We start from the raw sequence: 20,748 nt of genomic DNA, 5'->3' as shown, positions 1-20,748 counted from the left end.
AGTTTGTTTCACTTGTCCTCCACATTGGGGGGATTTGATCGCGGTTAGAACGCGTGTTCGATAAAATTTGGGTATGGCCGTCGCAGTGCTCGAACCCACCATGGAGGATGTGTCTCTTCTGGGTGGCCTGCGGTCGGACCTATTGGGCTTCGTGCAGCAGTTTGAGTCGTCGTACTTGACGTTGAGTCCGCAGGAGGCCGCGGCAGCCCTGGTCGAGGTCGAGCAGCTTTCCAAACTGGTGGATCATTTGCAGACCGTGGCTGCCCGTGCCGCCGAGGACCACCAGCTCGCCACCACGGACGCCCTGGACCCCTATAAGAACACCGCGGAGTACCTGCGGGCGAAAATCGGTATCAGCCGCACCGAAGCGAACCGCCGGCTACGGCTCGGACACGACGTCCTACCCGAGCTTCCCGGACCAGGAGCCGCCCTCACACCTCCGTTGGGTGTTCTGGCTGAAGCGACCAGTGCCGGTGCGCTCAGCAGCCGTGCCGCGACCATCATCCGCAACGCCGTGCACCGCGTGTCACCCGCCGCGACCCGCCCCGAGCTCGATGCCATGGAAGAGCACCTGGTCCGCCAGGCCGTCGAGTCCGACGAGGACGTCCTGCGGGCCCTGGCCCAACGCTGGGAAGACATCATCGACCAGGACGGCACCGAACCCACCGACAAGATCCTCCGCGCACGCCAGGGCGTGTTCCTGCGCGGCAGACGCCACGGCCTGCACTTCATGGAAATCGGCGCCACCGACGAACAATACGAACACCTCATCACCGTCATGAACACCGCCACCAACCCACGAGCACAAAACACTGCTCACAAGGGAACCGGCACGACCGACGGCAAACTCACCAACGGCGGCGACAACGACGCCGGCTCCAGCCCCGACGAGCCGACCCGTGAACAGAGCCTTCTCGACGGTCTCGTCTCAGCCTGCCGGATCGCACTCGCAGGTGACGGCCTCCCCGCAACCGGAGGGCACCGCCCCCAAGTAATGGTCACCATCAACTACCGCGACCTCCTCAACGACATGAGCGACCTGGCAGACCGCGGGCATGACGGGCATTCGGTCTTCGCGCAACAGTTGAGCGCCCGCAGTATCCGTAAACTCGCGTGCGACGCTGGCATCCTCCCACTGATTCTCGGCGGCGAAGGCCAGGTCCTGGACATCGGACGCACCCAACGCCTCTTCCCACCCCACCTCAGACGGGCACTGGTCGCACGCGACAAAGGCTGCGCCTTCCCCGACTGCACCACGCCCGCAACCTGGTGCGAAGCCCACCACACCATCCCCTGGGCAACAGGTGGAACCACCACCATCAACCACGGCGTCCTGCTCTGCTCCTGGCATCACCACCAAATCCACCAAGGAAACTGGACCGTCGAATCAATCAACGGAATCCCCTGGTTCACACCACCCAAATACCTCGACCCCCACCAAACCCCCAAACGCAACCGCTACTGGCAAGTAGAACAAGCCATCCACAACCACCTCGCGCGCTCTAACACCGGCACAGACTCCAACACCCACGCGAGCACCCACACCCACACGGGCACCGGTGAACGCGCGGCACCACCCTGACCAACGGCAGAACCCTGACCACAGGCGAAGCCCTGACCAGCGGCGAAGCCCTGACCAAAGACACCGGACGCCGGTTGTGGAGAGTGCGCCGATTGCGCGGAACACGCCGGATGTGGGCACTACAGCTAGGCGGGAAGCTGTGCCCGGATCTTAGCCGCCGCTTCCTGTGGGTTATCGGCCTCGGTGATGGCGCGAACCACGACGACACGCCGCGCTCCGGCCGACAGCACCTCATCAACGTTCTGCAGGTCGATCCCGCCGATGGCGAACCAGGGCTTCATCGCCACGCCCTCCTGAGCCTGGGCTGCCTCCAGCCGCGACGCCTCCCGCACGAGCTCCAGTCCGGCGGCGGCCCTTCCCGGCTTGGTAGGCGTGGCCCAGACCGGGCCGGTACAGAAGTAGCCGACGTCGTCGTTTGCTGCAGCACCGGCCACCTGCGCTGGTGAGTGCGTCGAGAGTCCAATAGTGCCGCCGTCGTGCAGGAACTGCTGCGCGAGCGCGGGAGGAAGATCCCGCTGCCCCACGTGCAGCACCGGGGCGCCGCTGACCGCGGCGATGTCTGCGCGGTCATTGACGGACCAGAGCTTTCCGTGTGCAATAGCCGACGCGCGCAGCACAGAGAGCAGTTCGAGTTCCTGTGCGGCTTCCAAGGACTTGTCCCTCAACTGGATGATGTCCACGCCGCCCTCGAAAGCGGCGTCGACGAAAGCGCCGAAGTCCTGTTGCTGCTGTCTCGAATCCGTGCACAGGTAAAGGCGGGCGGCGCTCAGTTTCATACCCCTAGAATAAGGGGGTACTGCGGGAGCCGTGCCGCGACCGGGAACCACCCGGTCCGCCACATCGGCTGAGAGGGCGTTCGACGCCGACCGCGTTGTGAGAACAACGAACCTGATCCGGATCATGCCGGCGTAGGGAAGGACTCCTGGTGGAAACAAACGTGGACGTCGCCGTGGTCGGCGGAGGCATTATCGGGCTCGGAATCGCCTGGGAGGCAATCCGCAGGGGGCACTCGGTTGCGCTGGTGGATCCCGATCCCGCGACAGGTGCCACCCATGCGGCAGCAGGCATGATCGCCCCGGCCAGTGAACTGCATTATCGCGAAGAGCACCTTCTCCAGCTCACCGTCGACTCCGCATCCCGCTACCCGGAATTCCTCGCCTCCCTCGCCTGGACGGGTATCGACCCCGGCTACCGCACGACCGGCACCCTGGTTCTGGCAATCGACGCGGCCGACCGCACTGCGCTCGCCGACCTCCGGGCAGTACAAGCCCGCCATCTCTTGCCCGTCGAACAGGTGTCACTGCGTGAGGTGCGCCGGTCAGAGCCGATGATCGGGCCGGCTGCCACCGCGGCGTTTAGCTCGCCGGAGGATCACCAGGTGGATCCGCGAAAGCTGGCTGCAGCACTGCTGGCTGCCGTAGGCGAACGCGGGCGCCTGATCCCGGCACGGGTCTCCGGCTTTGAGTATGCCGGCCGTCGTGTAACGGGGGCGGTCCTTGAAGACGGCAGCGTTCTTCCGGCCCGCCACACCGTTGTTGCCAACGGCCTCGCGGCAGCCCAACTTCAGGGACTGCCATGCCGGCTTCCGCTGCGGCCGGTCTACGGTGACATCCTCCGCCTGCGGGTGCCTGCTGCACTGCAGCCACTGCTCACCCATACCGTGCGCGGGCTGGTGCGCGGTTCCGCCGTCTATCTGGTTCCCCGCGGAGACGGAACCGTTGTGCTCGGCGCAACTATGCGGGAGGACGGCAACTACGGCGTATCCGCAGGGGGCGTATACCAGCTGCTGCGTGACGCCCAGCTGCTCATTCCGGCCGTTGCGGAGCTCGAACTCGAGGAAGTGCTGTGCCGCGCACGTCCCGGGACACCGGACAATGCGCCGCTGCTCGGTGGTGTCCCCGGAGTTGACGGGCTCGTTATCGCTACCGGCTTTTTCCGCCACGGCGTGCTCCTGACTCCGGCGGCGGCCGCCCTGTGCGTGGACCTGATGGAAGGCAAGCCGGGTCCGCCGGGCTTTGAGCGGTACAGGCCGGACCGTTTCGAGGAAGGACAAGCATGAACTCATCGACCAGGACCATCATCGTGAACGGGGTGCAATCAGCCACCCTCGCTCCGGACCTGCTGCACCTCGTGGCCGAGCTCACCGGGAGGGCGCTGACGCCCGGCGGACAAGCGGCCGATGGGTCACGGCTCGGTGTGGCCGTGGCAGTCAACGCAGCGGTCATTCCGCGCAGTGAGTGGTCGGGCCGGGAACTGACTGCCGGTGACAACGTCGAACTCGTTACCGCCGTACAGGGAGGATGACATGGAACCGACCACAACCTTGAACGCTGACACCTTGATGATTGACGGGATCCCGTTGACCTCCCGGCTGATCATGGGAACCGGGGGAGCGCCAAGCATGGAGGGACTCGGGGAAGCGCTTGCTGCCTCCGGGACCGAGCTGACGACCGTCGCGATGCGCCGTTACACACCGCAAACCGGTGCATCGCTCTTTCAACTCCTGCACTCGCAAAGTATGCGCGTCCTGCCGAATACAGCCGGATGCTTCACCGCGCGTGAAGCTGTGCTGACTGCTGAGCTTGGTCGGGAGGCCCTGGAAACCAACTGGGTCAAGCTCGAGGTCATCGCTGACGAACAGACGCTGCTACCGGACGCGGTGGAACTGGTGGAGGCCGCCGAAGCGCTGGTGTCCCGTGGGTTCACCGTCTTTGCCTACACGAATGACGATCCCGTCCTGGCCCTGCGCCTCGAGCAGTTGGGGGCCGCCGTGGTCATGCCGCTGGGTGCACCGATCGGCACAGGACTGGGCATTCTGAATCCGCACAACATCGAGCTCATCGTGTCGCGCGCAGGCGTGCCGATTGTGCTCGACGCCGGAATCGGCACCGCCTCGGATGCGGCGTTCGCGATGGAACTGGGCTGCGACGCGGTTCTCCTGGCCACCGCGGTGACCCGCGCTCAGGATCCCGTGGCCATGGCAACTGCGTTTCGCCACGCTGTGATAGCTGGCCGCCTGGCCTCGCGGGCGGGAAGGATTCCGAAGCGGGAACATGCACTCGCTTCCTCGCCACGTGACGGCCGGGCTGATCTTTAGTTGTTCCTCTTCAGCTGTACCCCTGAGTTGTACCTCTCGGAGGAAGCAGCTGATCAGCGCCGCCTGAGAATCGCAGTCATGGCCTCGGCGTCTGCCTGCTCGCGGTGACGGCCGAACCACCAGGCGGCAGCCGCCGTCACAATGGTCGCCGACACCAGCGGCAGGAGCCAGGCCAACCAAAACAGGTCAGGATGGTAGCCCAACCCCGCGAACTGCAGGATGATCCACAGGACCAGGGCTGTGCAGAGGGAGACTGCGGGAAGCAGCAGCATTCCGTACCGATGATGCCGCTTGTCTGCGAACCAGACGAAAAACCCGACGGAAATGGCGACGCCGGTGACGACTATCAGCGAGACCATGGGTGGGTCATTCCCGGCTAGAGAGCGCCGAACCCAATGCGACGCGACTCGCTCTCGCCGATCTCGACGTAACCGAGAACACCGGCGGGGACAATGACCTGGCGACCCTTGGAGTCGACCAGGCGAAGTTCTGCACCACCGTTCATCGCTTTGCTGACAACGTCCGCCACCTCGTCTGCCGTCTGGTTGGACTCCAGCACTATCTCGCGGTTGACGTTCTGAACGCCGATCTTGATCTCCACAGCTAAAGCCTTTCGTTGACGAGCAGGTGATTCTCGAAGGCGCACACCGGGGGCGCCGCCGAACTAAGGGAAATGTAACTCACATTTCCTTGGGGAACCGACTTATTCCGCGCCAAGCTAAACGGTAGACCAGCTCACTGGCCGCATCGATGTCGAGGCTGCCGTCTGTCTCCAGCCAATACCGGGCGCTGACCTGCGCCATGCCGGCCATCGCCCGCCCGAGCAGGGTTGCCTCGAGATGGGAGAGTCGGGTGTCTCCGGAGATGACGCCGGCGATCTCGTCCGCGAAGCGCGCATTGAACGCTTCAAGGCGCCGGCTGACATCCGGATCATTGTTGAGGTCCGATTCGAACACGATGCGGTGGGCCTGGCTGTCCTGGGCGATGAACTGGAAGTATGCGCGCATGGTTGCATGCACGCGAAGCTTGTTGTCCGTGGTGGACCGCAGCGCCTCGACCAGCAGCTCGGTCAGCGATGCGAGGTGGCTCTCCAGCAGGGCAAGGTACAGCTCCCGCTTTCCGGGAAAGTGCTGGTAGAGCACCGGTTTGCTGACGTGCGCAACTTCGGCGATCTCATCCATTGCCGCACCGTGGTAACCGTTCGCGACGAACACCTCATGGGCAGCGTTCAACAATTGCCGCCGCCGCTCGTCTCGCGGCAGCCGAATGGCCTTTCCGCTTGCCGGTGCCTCTGAACTCACGTGTCTGGGCTTTCGGTTGTGTGTCTGTCAGGAACTTGTTTCCCCAGCGGTGCAGCGGGGTTTCCCAGTCTACCCACGCAACCGGGCGTCAACTGGCTCCGACGGCATCAGATTGCGTCGTGCCGTGGACGCCGCGCCAGTGTTGCGCAGTACCGCGCCCGTGGGCATACATTGAAGCATGCGTCCTTTGACTCTTTCCCCCGGTCCGTTGGTGGAACCGGATGCCGAGCTCAGCAAGGAAGAGATGGAGCGGTACTCCCGCCACCTCATCCTTCCGGAGTTCGGACTCGAGGCCCAGAAGCGGCTCAAGAACGCCCGGGTGCTGGTGATCGGTGCGGGTGGCCTGGGCTCACCTGCGCTTCTGTATCTTGCCGCGGCAGGCGTCGGAACGTTGGGAATTGTGGATGACGACGTCGTCGACGTCTCAAACCTGCAGCGGCAGGTAATTCATGGAGTGGGCAATGTCGGCCAGACCAAGGCGAGATCGGCCGAACAAACCATCTCGGACCTCAACCCGCACGTATCGGTGATGCGGCACGAGGTGCGTCTGGACAACAGCAACGTCCTCGACATCTTCTCCGGCTATGACCTGATCCTGGACGGCACAGATAACTTCGCCACCCGGTACCTTGTCAGTGACGCCGCGGAGATCCTTGGCAAACCCTATGTCTGGGGCTCCATCCTGCGTTTCGACGGGCAGGTGAGCGTTTTTTGGGCCGAGCCGTCGGTGGGGGGCCCCAGTTACCGGGATCTCTACCCGGAAGCGCCGCCGCCGGGCGCAGTTCCGTCCTGCGCTGAAGGCGGCGTGCTTGGTGTGCTGTGCGCACAGATCGGCTCAGTGATGGTCAATGAGGCGATCAAACTGATCACCGGCATCGGTTCAACGCTTCTGGGTCGGGTTCTGATCTTCAATGCACTCGACATGACGTGGAGGGAACTGCGGGTGCGCAGGGACCCGTCCGCTGAACCGATCACTGAGCTCGCCGACTACGAAGCGTTTTGCGGCCTCACGCTGAGCGCTGAGCAGGAAGCGGAAGAAATCCCGTCGATTACCGCAGCACAACTGCGGGAACTGCTGGAGGAGCGTTCTGCGGGCACACGCGACTTCGACCTGATAGACGTGCGGGAACCGGGCGAACATGACATCGTCCGCATCGAAGGAGCCGCCCTGCTGCCGCAGAACCGGATTCTCTCCGGTGAGACGGAACTCGACGCAACCCGGGAGATCTATGTCCACTGCAAGGCCGGCAGCCGCTCCGCCAACGTTGTACGGCATCTTCGCGAACAGGGTGCGCGCCGGGTCTACAACGTGGAGGGCGGAATCCTGCAGTGGGTCCGTGATGTTGAACCGGAGAAACCAGTGTACTGAGCGGTACCGGGCAGTACTCGGATTGTATGGGCAGAATCAAGCAAGTAGCGAGGAGTTGGCCCGGATTTTTTCAGCAGTTCCAGTTTTTCAGGCAGTTCCAGTGCGGGCTTCCAGCTCGTGAACCGGGCAGGACTGTTCCGGCGGCGGTGAAGCTGTGTCCTCGGGTTCAATCCCGTACAGGGCCTCCAGGGCCGCTGTATAGTCTTCCTGCCGTCCCTCCGCCGCGAGCTGCCGCGCACGAACCGTGGGGACGTGGAGCAGTTGGCGGACCATCCGGCGCAGCGCAAACTCCACCTCTTCCGCGGCGGCGGTGCAGCCGTGCTGCGCACGAACACGGGCCATCTCGGCATCGAGCACCTGTTGGGTGTGCTTGCGCAGGGCGACGATTGCCGCGTCAACGGATCGCGAAGCTACCTGTTCCTGGAAGGACTCGGCCGCACCGGACACCAACTCACCAGCCTGGCGAAGCGACTCCGCCTGTTCTTCCGGTGCGGCCAGGCGCACTGACTCCAGGGTGATGAGTTCCACGTTCTCCACCGAAGCCACCCCGGGATCGAAGTCGTGGTTCAGAGCGAGGTCGACGATCACGAGGGTGCGGTCAACACCTTCCCTCAGCTGCTGCATGTCTACAGCGCTGACGCGGCGCTCACTGCCGCTGCAGCCGATGACGACGTCGGCCCGGGTGAGCGCGCCGGGCAGTGCTGCGTCCGTGAGCGCGGTTCCGCCGCGCGTGGCAACAAAACCGTCAGCGCGCCCCGAAGGAGAGTAGACGGAAACATCGGTGCAGCCGCGTTCCCGGAGAAGAGCCATTGTGGCTCCCGCGTAGGCGCCGGTGCCGAAGACAACCACTGATTTCTCCGCGAGGTCGCGGGTGCTTGAGAGATCCGCGGCTAGATCGAGGGCAACGGAGACAATTGAGCGGCCGCGGGCACCGAGGGCCGTCTGCGCGCCGACATCGCGGGCGGTGCGGGACGCCGCCTGGAAGAGACGGACAAGACCGCCGCTGGCCGTTCCCGTGCTCTGGGACTCGACGAGCGCACGGCGTACCTGACCCGCTATTTCCCGTTCGCCGACGACGGCGGAATCCAGCCCTGCGCTCACGCTGAAGAGGTGGCGCGGTACATCCTGTCCGGTGAGGGTGGTGAATGATCCGGAGACTTTGCTCTTGGGCAGTCCGGACGTGTCACTGATCGCTGCGATGATCGAGGAACGGGCTGCCTCGATGTCCGCTTCCGAGCTAGCCTCACCGTAGATTTCGAAGCGGTTGCAGGTGGCAAGCGAGACCGCTCCAGTCAGCGCCGGGCTGTCCTGAATCGCGGATGAAGCGACCTGGGAGGCCCCGACGCTCAGCCGGGCGACAGTCTCCAGGTCGATATCCGAGTGGGTCGCAACCAAGGAAAAGTAATTCACAGCCATCCCAGCATAGCCAAAACGGGCATTCGAACCCTAATAGGGTTGCCTAACTCACCAAGGTTCTTCCAGCCTCCTAAATCCGCGCCGTTGAGCGGAAGTACACGAAAATGATCGCTTACCTCGGTGCCTGCTGGGAGGTGATTTCGACCACCAGCGAGGGGTGCGGTTATCCAAGCGGGTCGAACTTCGGCAGAATCGACCCATGACCCTCAGCGCAACGCACCCCCTGACGGACGGAACGACGTCGGAGTCTCCGCTTATCCAGTCCTACCGCGGCAGGACACCGTCCCGCAGGCCGGTCTGGTTCATGCGCCAGGCGGGACGTTCGCTGCCGGAGTACCGTGCGCTGCGCGAGGGCACGGCCATGCTCGATGCGTGCCTCGATCCGGCCATGGCCGCTGAGATCACCCTGCAGCCGGCCCGGAGGCATGACGTCGACGCCGCCATCTTCTTTTCCGACATCGTGATCCCGCTCAAACTCGCGGGTGTCGATGTAGACATCGTGCCGGGTGTGGGCCCCGTTCTGGGAAGCCCGATCCGAAGTGCGGCGGACATCGCAGCGTTACCCGAACTGACGGATCGGGCACTCGATCCGATCCGCGAGGCCGTGGCGCGTACAGTCGCTGAGCTGGGGAGCACGCCGCTGATCGGATTCGCCGGCGCTCCGTTCACGCTTGCCGCCTACATGGTCGAGGGCAGGCCCTCCCGTGACCACCTGGGCCCGCGCACAATGATGCATGCCGATCCCGTTGCCTGGCGGGCACTCACCGAGTGGGCTGCAGACGCCTCCGGCCGGTTCCTGCGTGCACAACTGGAAGCCGGCGCCAGCGCCGGCCAGTTGTTCGATTCGTGGGCCGGGTCGCTGGGTCTGGCCGACTACGTGGAGCACGTCGCGCCGGCGTCATCCCGTGCGCTGGACCATATCCGCGATCTCGGAGCACCGCTCGTGCATTTCGGAACCGGCACCTCGGAGCTCCTGGCCGCCATGCGGGATGTCGGCGTGGACGTGGTGGGCGTGGACTACCGTCTTCCGCTCGATGAAGCCAACAGGAGGCTCGGCGGAACGGTCGCACTGCAAGGCAACATCGACCCAGCTCTCCTCTCGGCACCGTGGGACGTGCTCGAGGCGCATGTCCGGGCAGTGCTTGACGCCGGATCGTCTGCTCCCGGTCACGTGGTCAACCTCGGCCACGGCGTTCCCCCCGATGCGGACCCCGAGGTTCTGACCCGGGTTGTTTCACTGATTCACTCGGTGCCGCCGAGCCGATGAGCCGCGCCAAGCAGGTCGAGCCTGGTCCCACCGTCGTCGTTATTGGAGGCGGGATCGCCGGGCTGTGCGCAGCGCGGGAACTGGTGGCGGCGGGTCTGCAGGTGACCGTGCTCGAGTCCTCCCCGGGCTTTGGCGGGTCCGTAGCCAGCCATGAGCTGGCCGGGCTGGCGCTCGACGCCGGCGCGGAGTCGTTCTCTACCCGCTCCGACACCGTGCCTGCCCTCGCGCGTGAGCTGGGGCTGGGCAATCTGATCTGCACGCCGAATGCCGCCGGTGCGTGGCTGTACCTGCCGTCGGAGGAGAGCGGCGGGTCCATCGCTGTCCCGCTTCCCCAATCCGGGCTCCTCGGGATACCCGCGGACGTGCGCGATCCTGCCCTGCCCGGGCTGATCGGGCGTGCAGCCAGCCTGCGGGCCGGCCTGGACCGCGCACTGCCTCTGGGAGCCCTGCTGAACCAGGACCAGCTAAGTCTCGGAGCGGTGGTCCGCGCCCGAATGGGCCCGGAGGTGCTGAAGCGGTTGGTGGCTCCCGTCGTCGGGGGAGTGCTTTCGGCTGATCCTGATGACCTCGATGTCGACGCCGCCGTCCCAGGCCTGCGGGCGATGATGCACAAGCACGGATCGCTTGGTGCGGCTGTCGGTGCCATGCGAAAAGCTGCGCCGGCGGGCACCGCCGTCGCCGGCCTCGAGGGCGGAATGCACCAGTTGGCGTCGGCGCTGTCGCAGCGGCTGGAGAGTGACGGCGCAATCCTGCGGGCGTCGGAGCGGGTGCAGGGTCTCGCGCGCACTGCCCACGGCTGGACCGTGATCACCCGGACCGGCGCTGTCCAGGCCGATGCCGTGGTGGTCGCAACCGATGGTCCCACCGCCGTCGACCTGCTCACGCCGACCGTGCCGGGACTGGCTGATGACAGTCCGGCTGTGGTGCCGGCGGTGGCTCTGGTCAGCCTCGTGGTGGATGTGCCGCAGCTGGATGCGGCACCACGCGGCACGGGCGTGCTGGTGGCCCGTCAGACGCCCGGCGTGCGGGCGAAGGCGTTGACCCACGCCACAGCCAAGTGGCTCTGGCTTGCCGACCGGGCGGGCCCTGGAAGCCATGTGCTGCGCCTGTCCTTCGGTCGCGGCGCAGCTGACGATGCGACGGCACAACAGTCCGACGCGGACCTCTACCAGGCTGCCCTGCAGGATGCATCGGTGCTCCTTGGAGTCGATATCCAGCAGACGGACGTCGTTGACTGGGATGTGGTGCGCTGGACCAACGCACTGCCGCACGCCACGCTAGGACACCGGGACCGTGTCGCGCGTATCCGCGCTGCCGCGGGCTCTGAACGCGGGCTGGAAATCACCGGTGCGTGGCTCGCGGGTACGGGGCTGGTAGCGGTGATCGACAATGCCCGCGACCGCGGAGCTGCGCTCGCGAGGCGTCTGCTTGCGAATCACTGACTACCGGGGTTGTGAGATTGATAACCTTCTACCAGCTGTAGAACTCCCCAATTTTTATTTGCCTGTTGACAGGAGCAGACTGGATCCATGAGCGAAAATGCGGGCGACAATCACGTGCAGAGTACCTCCACCAGCCATACCTCGCAGAGCGGTGAGGACGCCGGAACTGACCAGTTCTACACGCTTTGGACGGTCTTCAAAAGGTCAGCAGCCGCTCCGGACGACGGCGCAGCGCTCGAAGCAGCGGTCTCCGAACTGGAGGCCACTGGCGTCAGCGTCCGCGGCTTCTATGATGTTTCTGCCATGCGTGCAGACGCGGACATCATGATCTGGCTTCACGGTTCCCAGGCGGAAGACCTCCAGATGGGCGTCCGCACCCTCCGTCGAACGGCAACCCTTGCCGGCGCCGACATCGCGTGGTCCGCAATGGGCGTACACCGTGACGCCGAGTTCTCCAAGAGTCATTCGCCGGCGTTTGCCCGCGGAGTGGCGCCGGCGGAATGGGTCTGTGTCTACCCCTTCGTACGGTCCTATGAGTGGTACATCCTCCCCACCGAGGAACGCCGGGAAATGCTGTACGACCACGGCATGAAGGGCCGCACGTTCCCCCAGGTGCTGTCCAACACCGTGTCTTCGTTCGCGCTCGGCGACTGGGAGTGGATCCTGGCCCTCGAAGCTCCCGAACTCGTTGATCTGGTGGATCTCATGCGCCATCTGCGCGAAACCGAGGCCAGGCGGCATGTCCGCGAAGAAGTTCCGTTCTACACGGGCCGGCGGATCAGCGCCCGGGAAGTCGCAGAGGTACTCCGATGAGCACGTCCACGTTCCACCCTGTCGACGGCGTCGATGAAAACGGCCGGATGGCACCGAAGAAGTACGACGCCATCGTGCTCGCGTCCTTCGGCGGCCCGGAAGGCCAGGACGACGTCATTCCCTTCCTCCGCAACGTGACCCGCGGCCGCGGCATCCCCGACGAGCGCCTCGAAGAGGTTTCACACCACTACCGGGCCAACGGCGGCATCAGCCCGATCAACCAGCAGAACCGCGAGTTGAAGGCAGCCATGGAGGCGGAGCTCGCCCGCCGCGGCATTGACCTGCCGGTGCTGTGGGGAAACCGGAACTGGGCCCCCTTCATCGCGGACACGCTGAAGGAAGCGTACGACGCCGGTCACCGCCGTATTTTGGCTGTCACCACCAGCGCATACTCCTGCTACTCCAGCTGCCGGCAGTACCGGGAGGACCTCGGTATGGCACTGGTGGAGACAGGACTGGCCGGTCAGCTTGAGGTGGACAAGGTACGCCAGTACTTCGATCACCCCGGCTTCGTGGAGCCCTTCGTCGAGGGAGTCACTCGGGGGCTGAAGTCTGTCCGGGAACGCCTCGCCGCAGACGGCGAGTCCGGCGCGCTGGTGCACATTCTGTTCGCCACCCACTCCATTCCCACCGCTGATGCTGAAGCCGCCGGTCCCCGGAACGACGACGGCGGGCCTGTCCTCGAGGAGGGCGCCTATGTCGCCCAGCACCTTGCCACTGCGCAGGCCGTGCTTGACCGTGTGCCGGGGGCGGCGGACTCCGCGTGGTCGCTTGTGTACCAGTCGCGGTCGGGGGCACCGCACGTGCCCTGGCTGGAACCGGATATCAATGATGCCCTGGGCGATCTTTCGGCGACCGGTGTCAAGGGTGTGGTCATCGTGCCGCTGGGATTCGTGAGTGACCACATGGAGGTTGTCTGGGATCTTGATACCGAGGCGAAGGAAACCTGCGCGGAACTGGGGTTGGTTGCCGAGCGCGTCCCGACCCCGGGCACGCACGCAAAATTTGTCGGCGGCCTCATAGACCTCGTCAGTGAGCGCACCGCGGACAACACCATCATCGAGCGGCCCTCCACCACGGACCTCGGTCCTTGGTATGACGTCTGCCGGCCCAACTGCTGTGCAAACCGCAGGGGAGAGAAGCCCACGGTTGCCGGTGCGGATTCCACCCTCGGGCTCCCGGGAGCAGACCAGGCATGAACTCCGCTGTCCGGGTAGGGACCCGTGCCAGTGCGCTCGCGCTGACACAGACCACGACGGTCGCGGAATCGCTCGCCGGCCTGGGCGGATTCGATTACGAGCTCGTGCGCGTCAGCACCACCGGCGACGTCAACCGGGCGTCCCTGTCACAGATCGGCGGCACGGGCGTCTTCGTCGCGGCCCTGCGTGAGGCACTGCTCGATGACACCTGCGATGTCGCGGTCCACTCCCTCAAGGATCTCCCGACCGGCGAAGCCGAAGGGCTTACTGTTGCGGCTGTCCCTGCACGCGCCGATATCCGGGACGCGCTGTGTGCCCGCGACGGACTGACGCTGGCCGGGCTACCCGAAGGCGCCAGCGTGGGAACCGGCTCCCCCCGACGGGCTGCACAGCTCAGGGCTGCCCGCCCTGACCTCTCCATCATCGATATCCGCGGCAACGTGGACACCCGCCTGGCACGCGTCGCCGGACTGGTGGATGGCGGACCGGGTGACCTCGATGCCGTGGTGCTGGCAGCTGCGGGCCTGACGCGCCTTGGCCGTCAGGGACTCATCACGGAGTACCTGGCGCCCGAGCTGATGCTGCCCGCGCCCGGCCAGGGCGCGCTGGCTGTCGAGTGCCGGTCCGACGACGCCGGTGCCTCCGTCTTCGCCCAGGCTCTTCAACACTATGATCACCTGCCTACCAGACTGGCCGTCACCGCCGAGCGGGCAGTCCTGCGCAGGCTCGAAGCCGGCTGCACGGCGCCTATCGGCGCCCATGCAACAGTGGCCGATGATCTGCTGACCCTCGAGGCTGTGGTGTGCAGCGCGGACGGCAGCCGTTTGCTGCGCCGAACAGAACGCACAGCGGACCTTACAGTGAATGGAGCAGCCGCCGCCGGCGTCGTGCTGGCCGAAGAACTCCTCGCCAACGGAGCGGCGGAGATTGCCGGGCTCAGCGCGGATCTATGACCGGCTGTCTCACTGCCGGTGACCTTTCAGGGCTGACCGTCGCGCTTCTTCGGAGTGCGGATCGGGGTGCCGCGATGGCAGCGGAACTGAACAGACGGGGAGCGAAGGTGCTGTTTGCTCCGCTGATCGACTGGGAACTGCCGGCGGACACCACCGAGCTGGACCGGTTCCTGAATACCGCAGATTCCTACGACTGGCTGGTAATCACGAGCGTCACCACCGTGCGCGTTCTGGCGCAGCGGGCACGCATTCGGAGGGTGTCCCTGTCATCGCTCGTCGGTTCCGCGAGGGTAGCCGCAGTTGGAGCCGCCACGGGCGCTGCGCTTTCAGAACTAGGCGTGACGGTTCAGCTGACCCCGGGGAAGGACCAGTCTGCTGAAGGACTCCTGGCAGAACTGCCTGCGCAGCCGGCCAGAGCCCTGCTGCCGCAATCGGATCTGGCAGACGACACGCTCCGGGCAGGCTTGGCCGGCCGCGGCTGGACGATCGATGCCGTGACCGCCTACGTCACCGTCGATTATCCTGCTGCCGCCGATCGGCGGGTCGGTGCCGTGAGCGACGACGTCAGCCACGACCCGGTCAGCGGCAACCCCTGCCAGGCGGCAGGAACGATCACGCAGCAGGACCTGTTGGGTGACCTTCGGCAGGGACGGATCGACGTCGTCGTTCTTACCTCACCCAGCATTGCGGCCCGGCTGCATGCCATGATGGAAACGCTGCCGGATACCGTGGCCACGGTGGCCATCGGGCGCCGGACGGAGCGGGATGCATCAGCGCTGGGAATGCGGATCGACGCAACAGCTTCCGTCCCCAGTCCCGCAGGAATTGCAGATGCGGTTCGCACCGCCGTCGTCAATCATCGGAAGAGGAATTAACGCATGAGCTTCCCTGAACACCGGCCCCGCCGGCTGCGCTCCACTCCGGCAATCCGCCGGTTGACGGCGGAGAACCGGCTCAGTCCGGCAGAGCTGGTTCTGCCGGCATTTATCCGTGAAGGACTGACTGAGCCGGTCCCCATCAGCTCAATGCCGGGAGTGGTCCAGCACAGTTCGGACACCCTGAAACGCGCTGCCGTGGAAGCCGTCGAGCTCGGCGTGGGCGGCATCATGCTCTTCGGCATCCCCGCGCATCGTGATGCGACCGGAAGCGCGGGGATCGACCCCGACGGTGTCCTGAACCGGGCCATCGCCGATGTGCGCTCTGAAGTCGGGGATTCACTCGTCATCATGAGCGACGTATGCCTCGACGAGTTCACTGACCACGGCCACTGCGGCGTGCTGGCGGCCGACGGTGCCGTGGACAACGACGCCACGCTGGAGCTCTATGCGCAGATGGCGGTCGCCCAGGCCGAAGCCGGTGCGCACATGCTCGGCCCGTCCGGGATGATGGACGGCCAGGTGGGTGTCATCCGCCGCGCGCTTGACGCCGCCGGCCATCAGGAGACCTCCGTGCTGGCCTATGCGGCCAAGTATGCTTCCGCCTTCTACGGCCCGTTCCGTGAGGCCGTGGACTCGCAGCTGACCGGTGACCGCCGGACCTACCAGATGGATGCGGCCAACCGCCGTGAAGCGCTCCGCGAGGTGCAGCTGGACCTCGCGGAAGGCGCAGACCTGGTGATGGTCAAACCGGCAATGAGCTATCTCGACATCGTCGCGGACGTGGCAGCGATGTCACCCGTGCCGGTTGCCGCGTACCAGATCTCGGGGGAGTACGCCATGATCGAGGCGGCTGCCGCGAACGGCTGGATCGACCGTCGTCGTTCCATCGAGGAGTCGGTCCTCGGGATCAAACGGGCCGGCGCGCAGATCATCCTCACCTACTGGGCAACCGAACTGGCCACCTGGCTGAAGGAGTGCAAGTAAATGACACAGTCCGAAGATCTTTTCGCCCGGGCGCAGACCCTCATGCCCGGCGGAGTGAATTCGCCGGTGCGGGCCTTCGGCTCCGTGGGCGGCACCCCCCGCTTCCTCGTATCGGCTCAGGGACCCTATGTGACCGACGCCGACGGACGCCGGTACGTTGACCTGGTCTGCTCCTGGGGACCTGCGCTGCTTGGGCATGCCCACCCTGCGGTTCTGGACGCAGTCCACCAGGCTGCTGATCGCGGACTGTCCTTCGGCGCATCCACGCCGGCCGAAGCGGACCTGGCCCAGTTGGTCCGGGACCGGGTGTCCGCCGTCGAACGCATCCGCATGGTTTCCACCGGCACCGAAGCGACCATGACCGCCGTCCGCCTGGCGCGCGGTTTCACCGGCCGCAACCTCATCGTGAAGTTCGCGGGCTGCTACCACGGACACCTCGACGGCCTGCTGGCCGCCGCTGGATCAGGGGTGGCAACGCTGGCCCTGCCGGGTTCCGCGGGCGTGACCGATGCGACGGCTGCCGAGACCCTCGTGCTGCCGTACAACGACGTCGAGGCAGTCGAAGCCGCATTTGCCGAGCACGGAGCTTCCATCGCCGCCGTCATTACCGAAGCTGCTCCGGCCAACATGGGCGTCGTTGAACCCGCACCCGGCTTCAACGCGGCCCTGTCGCGAATCACTGCCGAGTACGGTTCGCTCTTCATCATGGACGAGGTCCTCACCGGCTTCCGGGTGGGTGCGGGCGGCTATTGGGGGCTCACCGGCGAGAGTGAGGGGTGGGTCCCGGACCTGCTGACCTTCGGCAAGGTGATCGGCGGCGGGCTTCCTGCCGCCGCCCTCGGTGGCCGGGCGGACGTGATGGAATACCTCGCGCCGCTGGGACCGGTCTATCAGGCGGGCACACTGTCCGGCAACCCGCTGGCGATGGCAGCAGGTGTTGCCCAGCTCACCCACGCAACCGATGAGGTCTACCGGCACATTGATGCCCGTTCCCTGGAGCTGTCCGCCGCGGTATCGGAGGAACTGTCCCGGACCGGCGTCGACCATTCCGTCCAGCGTGCCGGGAATCTGTTCAGCATCGCCTTCGGGACGTCCGAGCGGGGTGTGGTGAACTACGCCGACGCCCAGGCGCAGGAGACGTTCCGGTACGCGCCGTTCTTCCACTCCATGCTTGAATCCGGCATCTACCTCCCGCCGTCGGTGTTCGAGGCGTGGTTCCTTTCCTCAGCCCACGACGACGCCGCCATGGAACACATCGTGTCGGCGTTGCCGGCCGCCGCGCGCGCCGCGGCCGCCGCAGGGGCAACACCCCCGGGCGTATAGGTTCTCCCTCCGGTTACCATCGCCGGGCACGGAAATGGCCGGTTCCCCAGAGGGGACCGGCCATTCCTGTTCTGCGATACGTTCCGGGAAGTACGGGAGCTTCGGGGCCTAGAAGGCGGGAGCTACGTCTCCGCTCGGCCAGGTCTCCTCGATGTACTGCTTGACCTCCGGGGAGTGCAGCAGCTCTTCGAGCTTGGCAATCCGCGCATCGCCCTCGGAGGAGGTGTTCCATGCGAGGAAGTTCGCATACGGGTTGCTGTCGACGGACTCCACGATCAGGGCATTCTCCGTGCTGAGGCCCGCGTCCAGGATGTAGTTTCCGTTGATGATGGCAAGGTCAACGGTGGGATCCTGCAGATCATTGAGCAGCAGCTCCGGCTGATTCTCGATGAACTCCAGACCCTTGGGGTTCTGCTCCTCGGTCAGGGACAGGACGGAAGCATCGGCTTCGATGTTCTCCAGCACGCCGGCTTCCTGCATGAGCGTGAGGGCGCGCGCCTGGTTGGAGGGGTCATTGGTGATGGCTATGCGGCCGCCGTCGGGGATGGCCGAGACGTCGTCGTGCTTTTCGGAGAAGGCCGCGTAGGGCTCAATATGTACGCCCTCGCCATGCGCGAACTCATAGCCCTGGCTCTCGACCTGGCTCTCGAAGTAAGGCAGGTGCTGGAAGTAGTTGGCATCCAGGTCGCCCTCGCTCAGTGCGATGTTGGGGGTGGTGTAGTCGTCGAACTCCTGGATTTCCAGCTCGATGCCCGTCCCCTCGGCGAGGTTGTCCCGGACGAACTCCAGAATCTGGGCGTGGGGTACAGGGCTCGCGCCGACGGTGACCGTTGCCGGGCTCGCGGGGTCGAGGGTTTCGACGGCGGCGGCCGGAGCGCTGTCGCCCGCTCCGCAGGCTGAGAGGGTAAGAAGTGCGGCCAGTCCGGCGGCTGCCAGCGAAAACTGCTTACGCATGTTCGGTGCGTTCCTTTCGTAGTACCGGCGGCCGATGGTACCCGGGCGCCGGATTCAAGACGGCTGGCGGCTACCGGCCGTCGTCGGCCACGCCTGGGAAGCGCGGCAAGTTGTGGGTAAGAAGAAGGTCGAGGGCAGGGTCAGACTCCGACGACGCTCGTGGCGTCTTCCCGCCGGACGCGCCTGCTGCGGCGGGCACCGGCCGTGGCCGCGGTGCGGTGGTCCACCCGCTGTGCAAGCCGGTCGCCGATGAGCTGGATGATCTGCACGATGGCGACAATGATCACGATGATGACCACCATCACTGTCGTGTCGAACCGCTGCAGGCCATAGTTGTAGGCCAGCCTGCCCAGACCACCGCCGCCGATGATTCCGGCCATCGCCGAGTACCCCACAAGAGTGACGAGCGTTGTGGTGAATGCAGCGATCAGGGACGGGAGGGCCTCGGCGATCATGACTTTGGTGATGACCTGAAGGCGGGTTGAGCCCATGACCAGGGCGGCGTCGATTTTGCCTGAAGATACGTCGCGCAGGCTCGTTTCCACGAGGCGGGCGAAGAACGGTATGGCTCCGATGCTCAGCGAAACCGAGGCGGCGACCGGGCCGATCGAAGATCCGGTCAGGAAGCGGGCCAGCGGAATCAGGGACACCATGAGGATCGCGAAGGGAATGGACCGTGTGATGTTCACGACCACATCGCTCACCACGCGGTTGGTGACCGGCATTGGCCGCAGGCCTCCCGGGCTGCTGGTATGCAGGAAGATGCCGAGCGGAAGTCCGATCAGCAGGGTGAAGAAGCCCGAGATGCCGATCATCTGGAGGGTTGCGAGGAACTCCTCCGGCAGTGCTTCGGTGATCCCCGGGTTCTCGAAGAGATTATCGAGGACGTTCATGCCGCTACCTCCACGTGTACGCCGGCGCCTTCCAGATAGGCGGTAATTTCGCTGAGGGGCCTTGGAGAATCAACCTCGACGCGGAGCCTGCCGAAGCGGGATCCTCCGAGCGTCTCCACCGTTCCGGCAATGACGTTCACGCTGGCATCAAAACGCCGGGTCAGTTCGGAGAGGACAGGCGCTGAAGCGCTCTCGCCGACCAGCAGCAGCTCCAGCTCCGGTAGGGCTGCGTTCGCGGTGCTGGAGGGCAGTGGCATCAGGGACTTGCCCAGGGACCCGGTGCGGTCACCGACAACGTTCTGAAGGGGACCGTGCTCGATGATCCGGCCGCGCTCAAGCAGGGACACCGAGTCGCAGATCCGCTTCACGACGTGCATCTCATGCGTAATGACCAGGACCGTCAGGTTCAGCGTGTGCGTGAGGTTGCGGATGAGCGCGAGGATGTCCTCAGTGGTGGTGGGGTCAAGCGCCGAGGTCGGCTCGTCGCACAGCAGCACGTCGGGATCGGACGCCAGCGCCCGGGCGATTCCTACGCGCTGCTTCTGGCCGCCGGAGAGCTGGGAGGGGTACGCGTCCGCGAATTCCGTGAGACCGACCAGGGAGAGCAGCTCAGCGACCTTGCGCGCGATTTCCGCCTTCGGCGTCTTCACCAGTTCCAGAGGATGCGCAATATTCTGGGCGGCCGTCCTCGAGTCCATGAGGTTGGCGTGCTGGAAAACCATGCCGATACGACGCCTCGCCGTGCGGACTTCCGAGTCCTTGACGCGTGTCAGCTCGCGTCCATCAATGACGACCGAGCCGGATGAAGGGCGGTCAAGAAGGGTCAGGCATCGGACAAGAGTCGATTTGCCGGCGCCGGAGTGTCCCACAATGCCGTGAATTGAACCCTTGGGCACTGAAAGGGTGACGTCGTCCAGGGCCGTAACGGTTCGCTCGCCCTGGCGGTAGGTTTTGCGCAGGTTGGTGACTGTAATCATTGGTCCTCATGCTGTCTGGGGATCCGCAGGATCTTCTCCGGATCCGCTGCTCCGGCGAGCAGGGAAGAAGCATCGGTCAGCGCGCTGTTCGGGTGGAAATAACGGCCCGCAGTCGCCCGGGAATCGGCCGTGACGGGCGCGCAGTGATGCCCTGTAATTCTGGCACGAATGAAAGATTCGACTGATATTTAGTGCTGAGAATCACGGTGGACGCGCCGTCGTCGTATTTATGCGGTTCGGATCGAAGAATGTGCGCCGGTCCGCTGAGTGTGACCAGGTCAACGTGGTTGCCATCAATCC

Annotated in this window: 21 protein-coding genes; 13 read left to right on the top strand and 8 right to left on the bottom strand. The window is 65.3% G+C overall.

Annotated elements, in window-relative coordinates:
• Nucleotides 1-73: 73 nt before the first annotated feature.
• A complete protein-coding gene (locus tag JOD47_RS01905; RefSeq protein ID WP_239547975.1) occupies nt 74-1,582 on the top strand; it encodes an HNH endonuclease signature motif containing protein in 1,509 nt (502 codons plus the stop codon).
• Nucleotides 1,583-1,707: 125 nt separating this feature from the next.
• Here JOD47_RS01905 and thiE read toward each other — a convergent pair whose 3' ends face one another.
• Nucleotides 1,708-2,358: a thiamine phosphate synthase gene (gene thiE / locus JOD47_RS01900; RefSeq protein ID WP_204531414.1), complete on the bottom strand. Its 651-nt coding sequence runs from the start codon at nt 2,356-2,358 to the stop codon at nt 1,708-1,710.
• 149 nt (nt 2,359-2,507) lie between these two features.
• On the opposite strand from thiE, the gene thiO reads away from it, so the two are divergent.
• The 3 genes from thiO to JOD47_RS01885 are packed head-to-tail and all read left to right on the top strand — an operon-like array spanning nt 2,508 to nt 4,679.
• Nucleotides 2,508-3,641 carry a glycine oxidase ThiO gene (gene thiO / locus JOD47_RS01895; protein WP_307836174.1) on the top strand — a complete coding sequence of 378 codons (1,134 nt, stop codon included), beginning with the start codon at nt 2,508-2,510 and terminating at the stop codon, nt 3,639-3,641.
• Nucleotides 3,638-3,886 (top strand): sulfur carrier protein ThiS, encoded by a 249-nt coding sequence (gene thiS, locus JOD47_RS01890; protein WP_204531413.1) that lies wholly within the window; start codon nt 3,638-3,640, stop codon nt 3,884-3,886. Before thiO ends, thiS begins: the two co-directional genes overlap by 4 nt.
• A gap of 1 nt (nt 3,887) precedes the next feature.
• Complete coding sequence (locus tag JOD47_RS01885) at nt 3,888-4,679, top strand: thiazole synthase (RefSeq protein WP_204531412.1); 792 nt, start codon at nt 3,888-3,890, stop codon at nt 4,677-4,679.
• Nucleotides 4,680-4,732: 53 nt separating this feature from the next.
• Here the strand turns inward: JOD47_RS01885 and JOD47_RS01880 are convergent, their stop codons facing one another.
• The 3 genes from JOD47_RS01880 to JOD47_RS01870 form a co-directional block, all read right to left on the bottom strand.
• A complete protein-coding gene (locus JOD47_RS01880) occupies nt 4,733-5,038 on the bottom strand; it encodes a hypothetical protein (RefSeq protein WP_204531411.1) in 306 nt (101 codons plus the stop codon).
• 17 nt (nt 5,039-5,055) lie between these two features.
• On the bottom strand, nt 5,056-5,280 hold the full coding sequence (locus JOD47_RS01875) for a DUF3107 domain-containing protein (RefSeq protein ID WP_204531410.1): 225 nt from the start codon (nt 5,278-5,280) through the stop codon (nt 5,056-5,058).
• Between the two features lie 79 nt (nt 5,281-5,359).
• On the bottom strand, nt 5,360-5,980 hold the full coding sequence (locus JOD47_RS01870) for a TetR/AcrR family transcriptional regulator (RefSeq protein WP_307836173.1): 621 nt from the start codon (nt 5,978-5,980) through the stop codon (nt 5,360-5,362).
• A gap of 187 nt (nt 5,981-6,167) precedes the next feature.
• Between JOD47_RS01870 and moeB the strand changes: the two genes are divergently transcribed.
• Entirely contained in the window at nt 6,168-7,349 is a 1,182-nt protein-coding gene (moeB, locus tag JOD47_RS01865) for a molybdopterin-synthase adenylyltransferase MoeB (RefSeq protein ID WP_275577869.1), read from the top strand.
• A gap of 87 nt (nt 7,350-7,436) precedes the next feature.
• On the opposite strand, the gene JOD47_RS01860 is transcribed toward moeB, so the two are convergent.
• The gene (locus tag JOD47_RS01860) at nt 7,437-8,759 is read right to left on the bottom strand and encodes a glutamyl-tRNA reductase (protein WP_204531408.1); all 1,323 of its coding nucleotides are present in this window, start codon (nt 8,757-8,759) and stop codon (nt 7,437-7,439) included.
• A gap of 205 nt (nt 8,760-8,964) precedes the next feature.
• On the opposite strand from JOD47_RS01860, the gene hemE reads away from it, so the two are divergent.
• The 8 genes from hemE to hemL all read left to right on the top strand — a co-directional run bounded on the left by hemE (nt 8,965) and on the right by hemL (nt 17,624).
• Entirely contained in the window at nt 8,965-10,032 is a 1,068-nt protein-coding gene (gene hemE, locus JOD47_RS01855; protein WP_204531407.1) for a uroporphyrinogen decarboxylase, read from the top strand.
• The gene (hemG, locus tag JOD47_RS01850; RefSeq protein ID WP_204531406.1) at nt 10,029-11,474 is read left to right on the top strand and encodes a protoporphyrinogen oxidase; all 1,446 of its coding nucleotides are present in this window, start codon (nt 10,029-10,031) and stop codon (nt 11,472-11,474) included. Before hemE ends, hemG begins: the two co-directional genes overlap by 4 nt.
• A gap of 87 nt (nt 11,475-11,561) precedes the next feature.
• Nucleotides 11,562-12,287 (top strand): hydrogen peroxide-dependent heme synthase, encoded by a 726-nt coding sequence (hemQ, locus tag JOD47_RS01845; RefSeq protein WP_204531405.1) that lies wholly within the window; start codon nt 11,562-11,564, stop codon nt 12,285-12,287.
• Nucleotides 12,284-13,486, top strand: a complete 1,203-nt coding sequence (locus tag JOD47_RS01840) for a ferrochelatase (RefSeq protein WP_204531404.1) — start codon at nt 12,284-12,286, stop codon at nt 13,484-13,486. The genes hemQ and JOD47_RS01840 overlap by 4 nt, the downstream gene beginning before the upstream one ends.
• Nucleotides 13,483-14,439: a hydroxymethylbilane synthase gene (hemC, locus tag JOD47_RS01835; RefSeq protein WP_204531402.1), complete on the top strand. Its 957-nt coding sequence runs from the start codon at nt 13,483-13,485 to the stop codon at nt 14,437-14,439. Before JOD47_RS01840 ends, hemC begins: the two co-directional genes overlap by 4 nt.
• Nucleotides 14,440-14,513: 74 nt before the next feature.
• A complete protein-coding gene (locus JOD47_RS01830) occupies nt 14,514-15,314 on the top strand; it encodes a uroporphyrinogen-III synthase (RefSeq protein ID WP_204531400.1) in 801 nt (266 codons plus the stop codon).
• Between the two features lie 3 nt (nt 15,315-15,317).
• Complete coding sequence (gene hemB / locus JOD47_RS01825) at nt 15,318-16,301, top strand: porphobilinogen synthase (protein ID WP_204531398.1); 984 nt, start codon at nt 15,318-15,320, stop codon at nt 16,299-16,301.
• Nucleotides 16,302-17,624, top strand: coding sequence for a glutamate-1-semialdehyde 2,1-aminomutase (gene hemL, locus JOD47_RS01820; protein ID WP_204531396.1), 1,323 nt, complete (start codon nt 16,302-16,304; stop codon nt 17,622-17,624).
• 108 nt (nt 17,625-17,732) lie between these two features.
• Here the strand turns inward: hemL and JOD47_RS01815 are convergent, their stop codons facing one another.
• The 3 genes from JOD47_RS01815 to JOD47_RS01805 form a co-directional block, all read right to left on the bottom strand.
• Complete coding sequence (locus JOD47_RS01815; protein ID WP_204531394.1) at nt 17,733-18,578, bottom strand: MetQ/NlpA family ABC transporter substrate-binding protein; 846 nt, start codon at nt 18,576-18,578, stop codon at nt 17,733-17,735.
• A gap of 140 nt (nt 18,579-18,718) precedes the next feature.
• Nucleotides 18,719-19,471: a methionine ABC transporter permease gene (locus JOD47_RS01810; RefSeq protein ID WP_204531392.1), complete on the bottom strand. Its 753-nt coding sequence runs from the start codon at nt 19,469-19,471 to the stop codon at nt 18,719-18,721.
• Nucleotides 19,468-20,448, bottom strand: a complete 981-nt coding sequence (locus JOD47_RS01805) for a methionine ABC transporter ATP-binding protein (RefSeq protein WP_204531389.1) — start codon at nt 20,446-20,448, stop codon at nt 19,468-19,470. Before JOD47_RS01805 ends, JOD47_RS01810 begins: the two co-directional genes overlap by 4 nt.
• Between the last annotated feature and the right edge of the window lie 300 nt (nt 20,449-20,748).

The sequence above is a fragment of the Arthrobacter tumbae genome (assembly GCF_016907495.1).
GTDB lineage: Bacteria > Actinomycetota > Actinomycetes > Actinomycetales > Micrococcaceae > Arthrobacter_D > Arthrobacter_D tumbae.
Note: the sequence above shows the minus strand (reverse complement) of the source record. Positions and strands in the feature narration are given on the sequence as shown.

Coding starts and splice junctions, on each gene's coding strand:
- JOD47_RS01810 (WP_204531392.1), bottom strand. CDS start 19,471: ATGAACGTCCTCGATAATCTCTTCGAGAACCCGGGGATCACCGAAGCA.
- hemB (WP_204531398.1), top strand. CDS start 15,318: ATGAGCTTCCCTGAACACCGGCCCCGCCGGCTGCGCTCCACTCCGGCA.
- JOD47_RS01885 (WP_204531412.1), top strand. CDS start 3,888: ATGGAACCGACCACAACCTTGAACGCTGACACCTTGATGATTGACGGG.
- JOD47_RS01840 (WP_204531404.1), top strand. CDS start 12,284: ATGAGCACGTCCACGTTCCACCCTGTCGACGGCGTCGATGAAAACGGC.
- thiE (WP_204531414.1), bottom strand. CDS start 2,358: ATGAAACTGAGCGCCGCCCGCCTTTACCTGTGCACGGATTCGAGACAG.
- hemQ (WP_204531405.1), top strand. CDS start 11,562: ATGAGCGAAAATGCGGGCGACAATCACGTGCAGAGTACCTCCACCAGC.
- hemL (WP_204531396.1), top strand. CDS start 16,302: ATGACACAGTCCGAAGATCTTTTCGCCCGGGCGCAGACCCTCATGCCC.
- JOD47_RS01815 (WP_204531394.1), bottom strand. CDS start 18,578: ATGCGTAAGCAGTTTTCGCTGGCAGCCGCCGGACTGGCCGCACTTCTT.
- JOD47_RS01830 (WP_204531400.1), top strand. CDS start 14,514: ATGGCAGCGGAACTGAACAGACGGGGAGCGAAGGTGCTGTTTGCTCCG.
- JOD47_RS01905 (WP_239547975.1), top strand. CDS start 74: ATGGCCGTCGCAGTGCTCGAACCCACCATGGAGGATGTGTCTCTTCTG.
- hemC (WP_204531402.1), top strand. CDS start 13,483: ATGAACTCCGCTGTCCGGGTAGGGACCCGTGCCAGTGCGCTCGCGCTG.
- JOD47_RS01805 (WP_204531389.1), bottom strand. CDS start 20,448: ATGATTACAGTCACCAACCTGCGCAAAACCTACCGCCAGGGCGAGCGA.
- hemG (WP_204531406.1), top strand. CDS start 10,029: ATGAGCCGCGCCAAGCAGGTCGAGCCTGGTCCCACCGTCGTCGTTATT.
- JOD47_RS01880 (WP_204531411.1), bottom strand. CDS start 5,038: ATGGTCTCGCTGATAGTCGTCACCGGCGTCGCCATTTCCGTCGGGTTT.
- hemE (WP_204531407.1), top strand. CDS start 8,965: ATGACCCTCAGCGCAACGCACCCCCTGACGGACGGAACGACGTCGGAG.
- thiS (WP_204531413.1), top strand. CDS start 3,638: ATGAACTCATCGACCAGGACCATCATCGTGAACGGGGTGCAATCAGCC.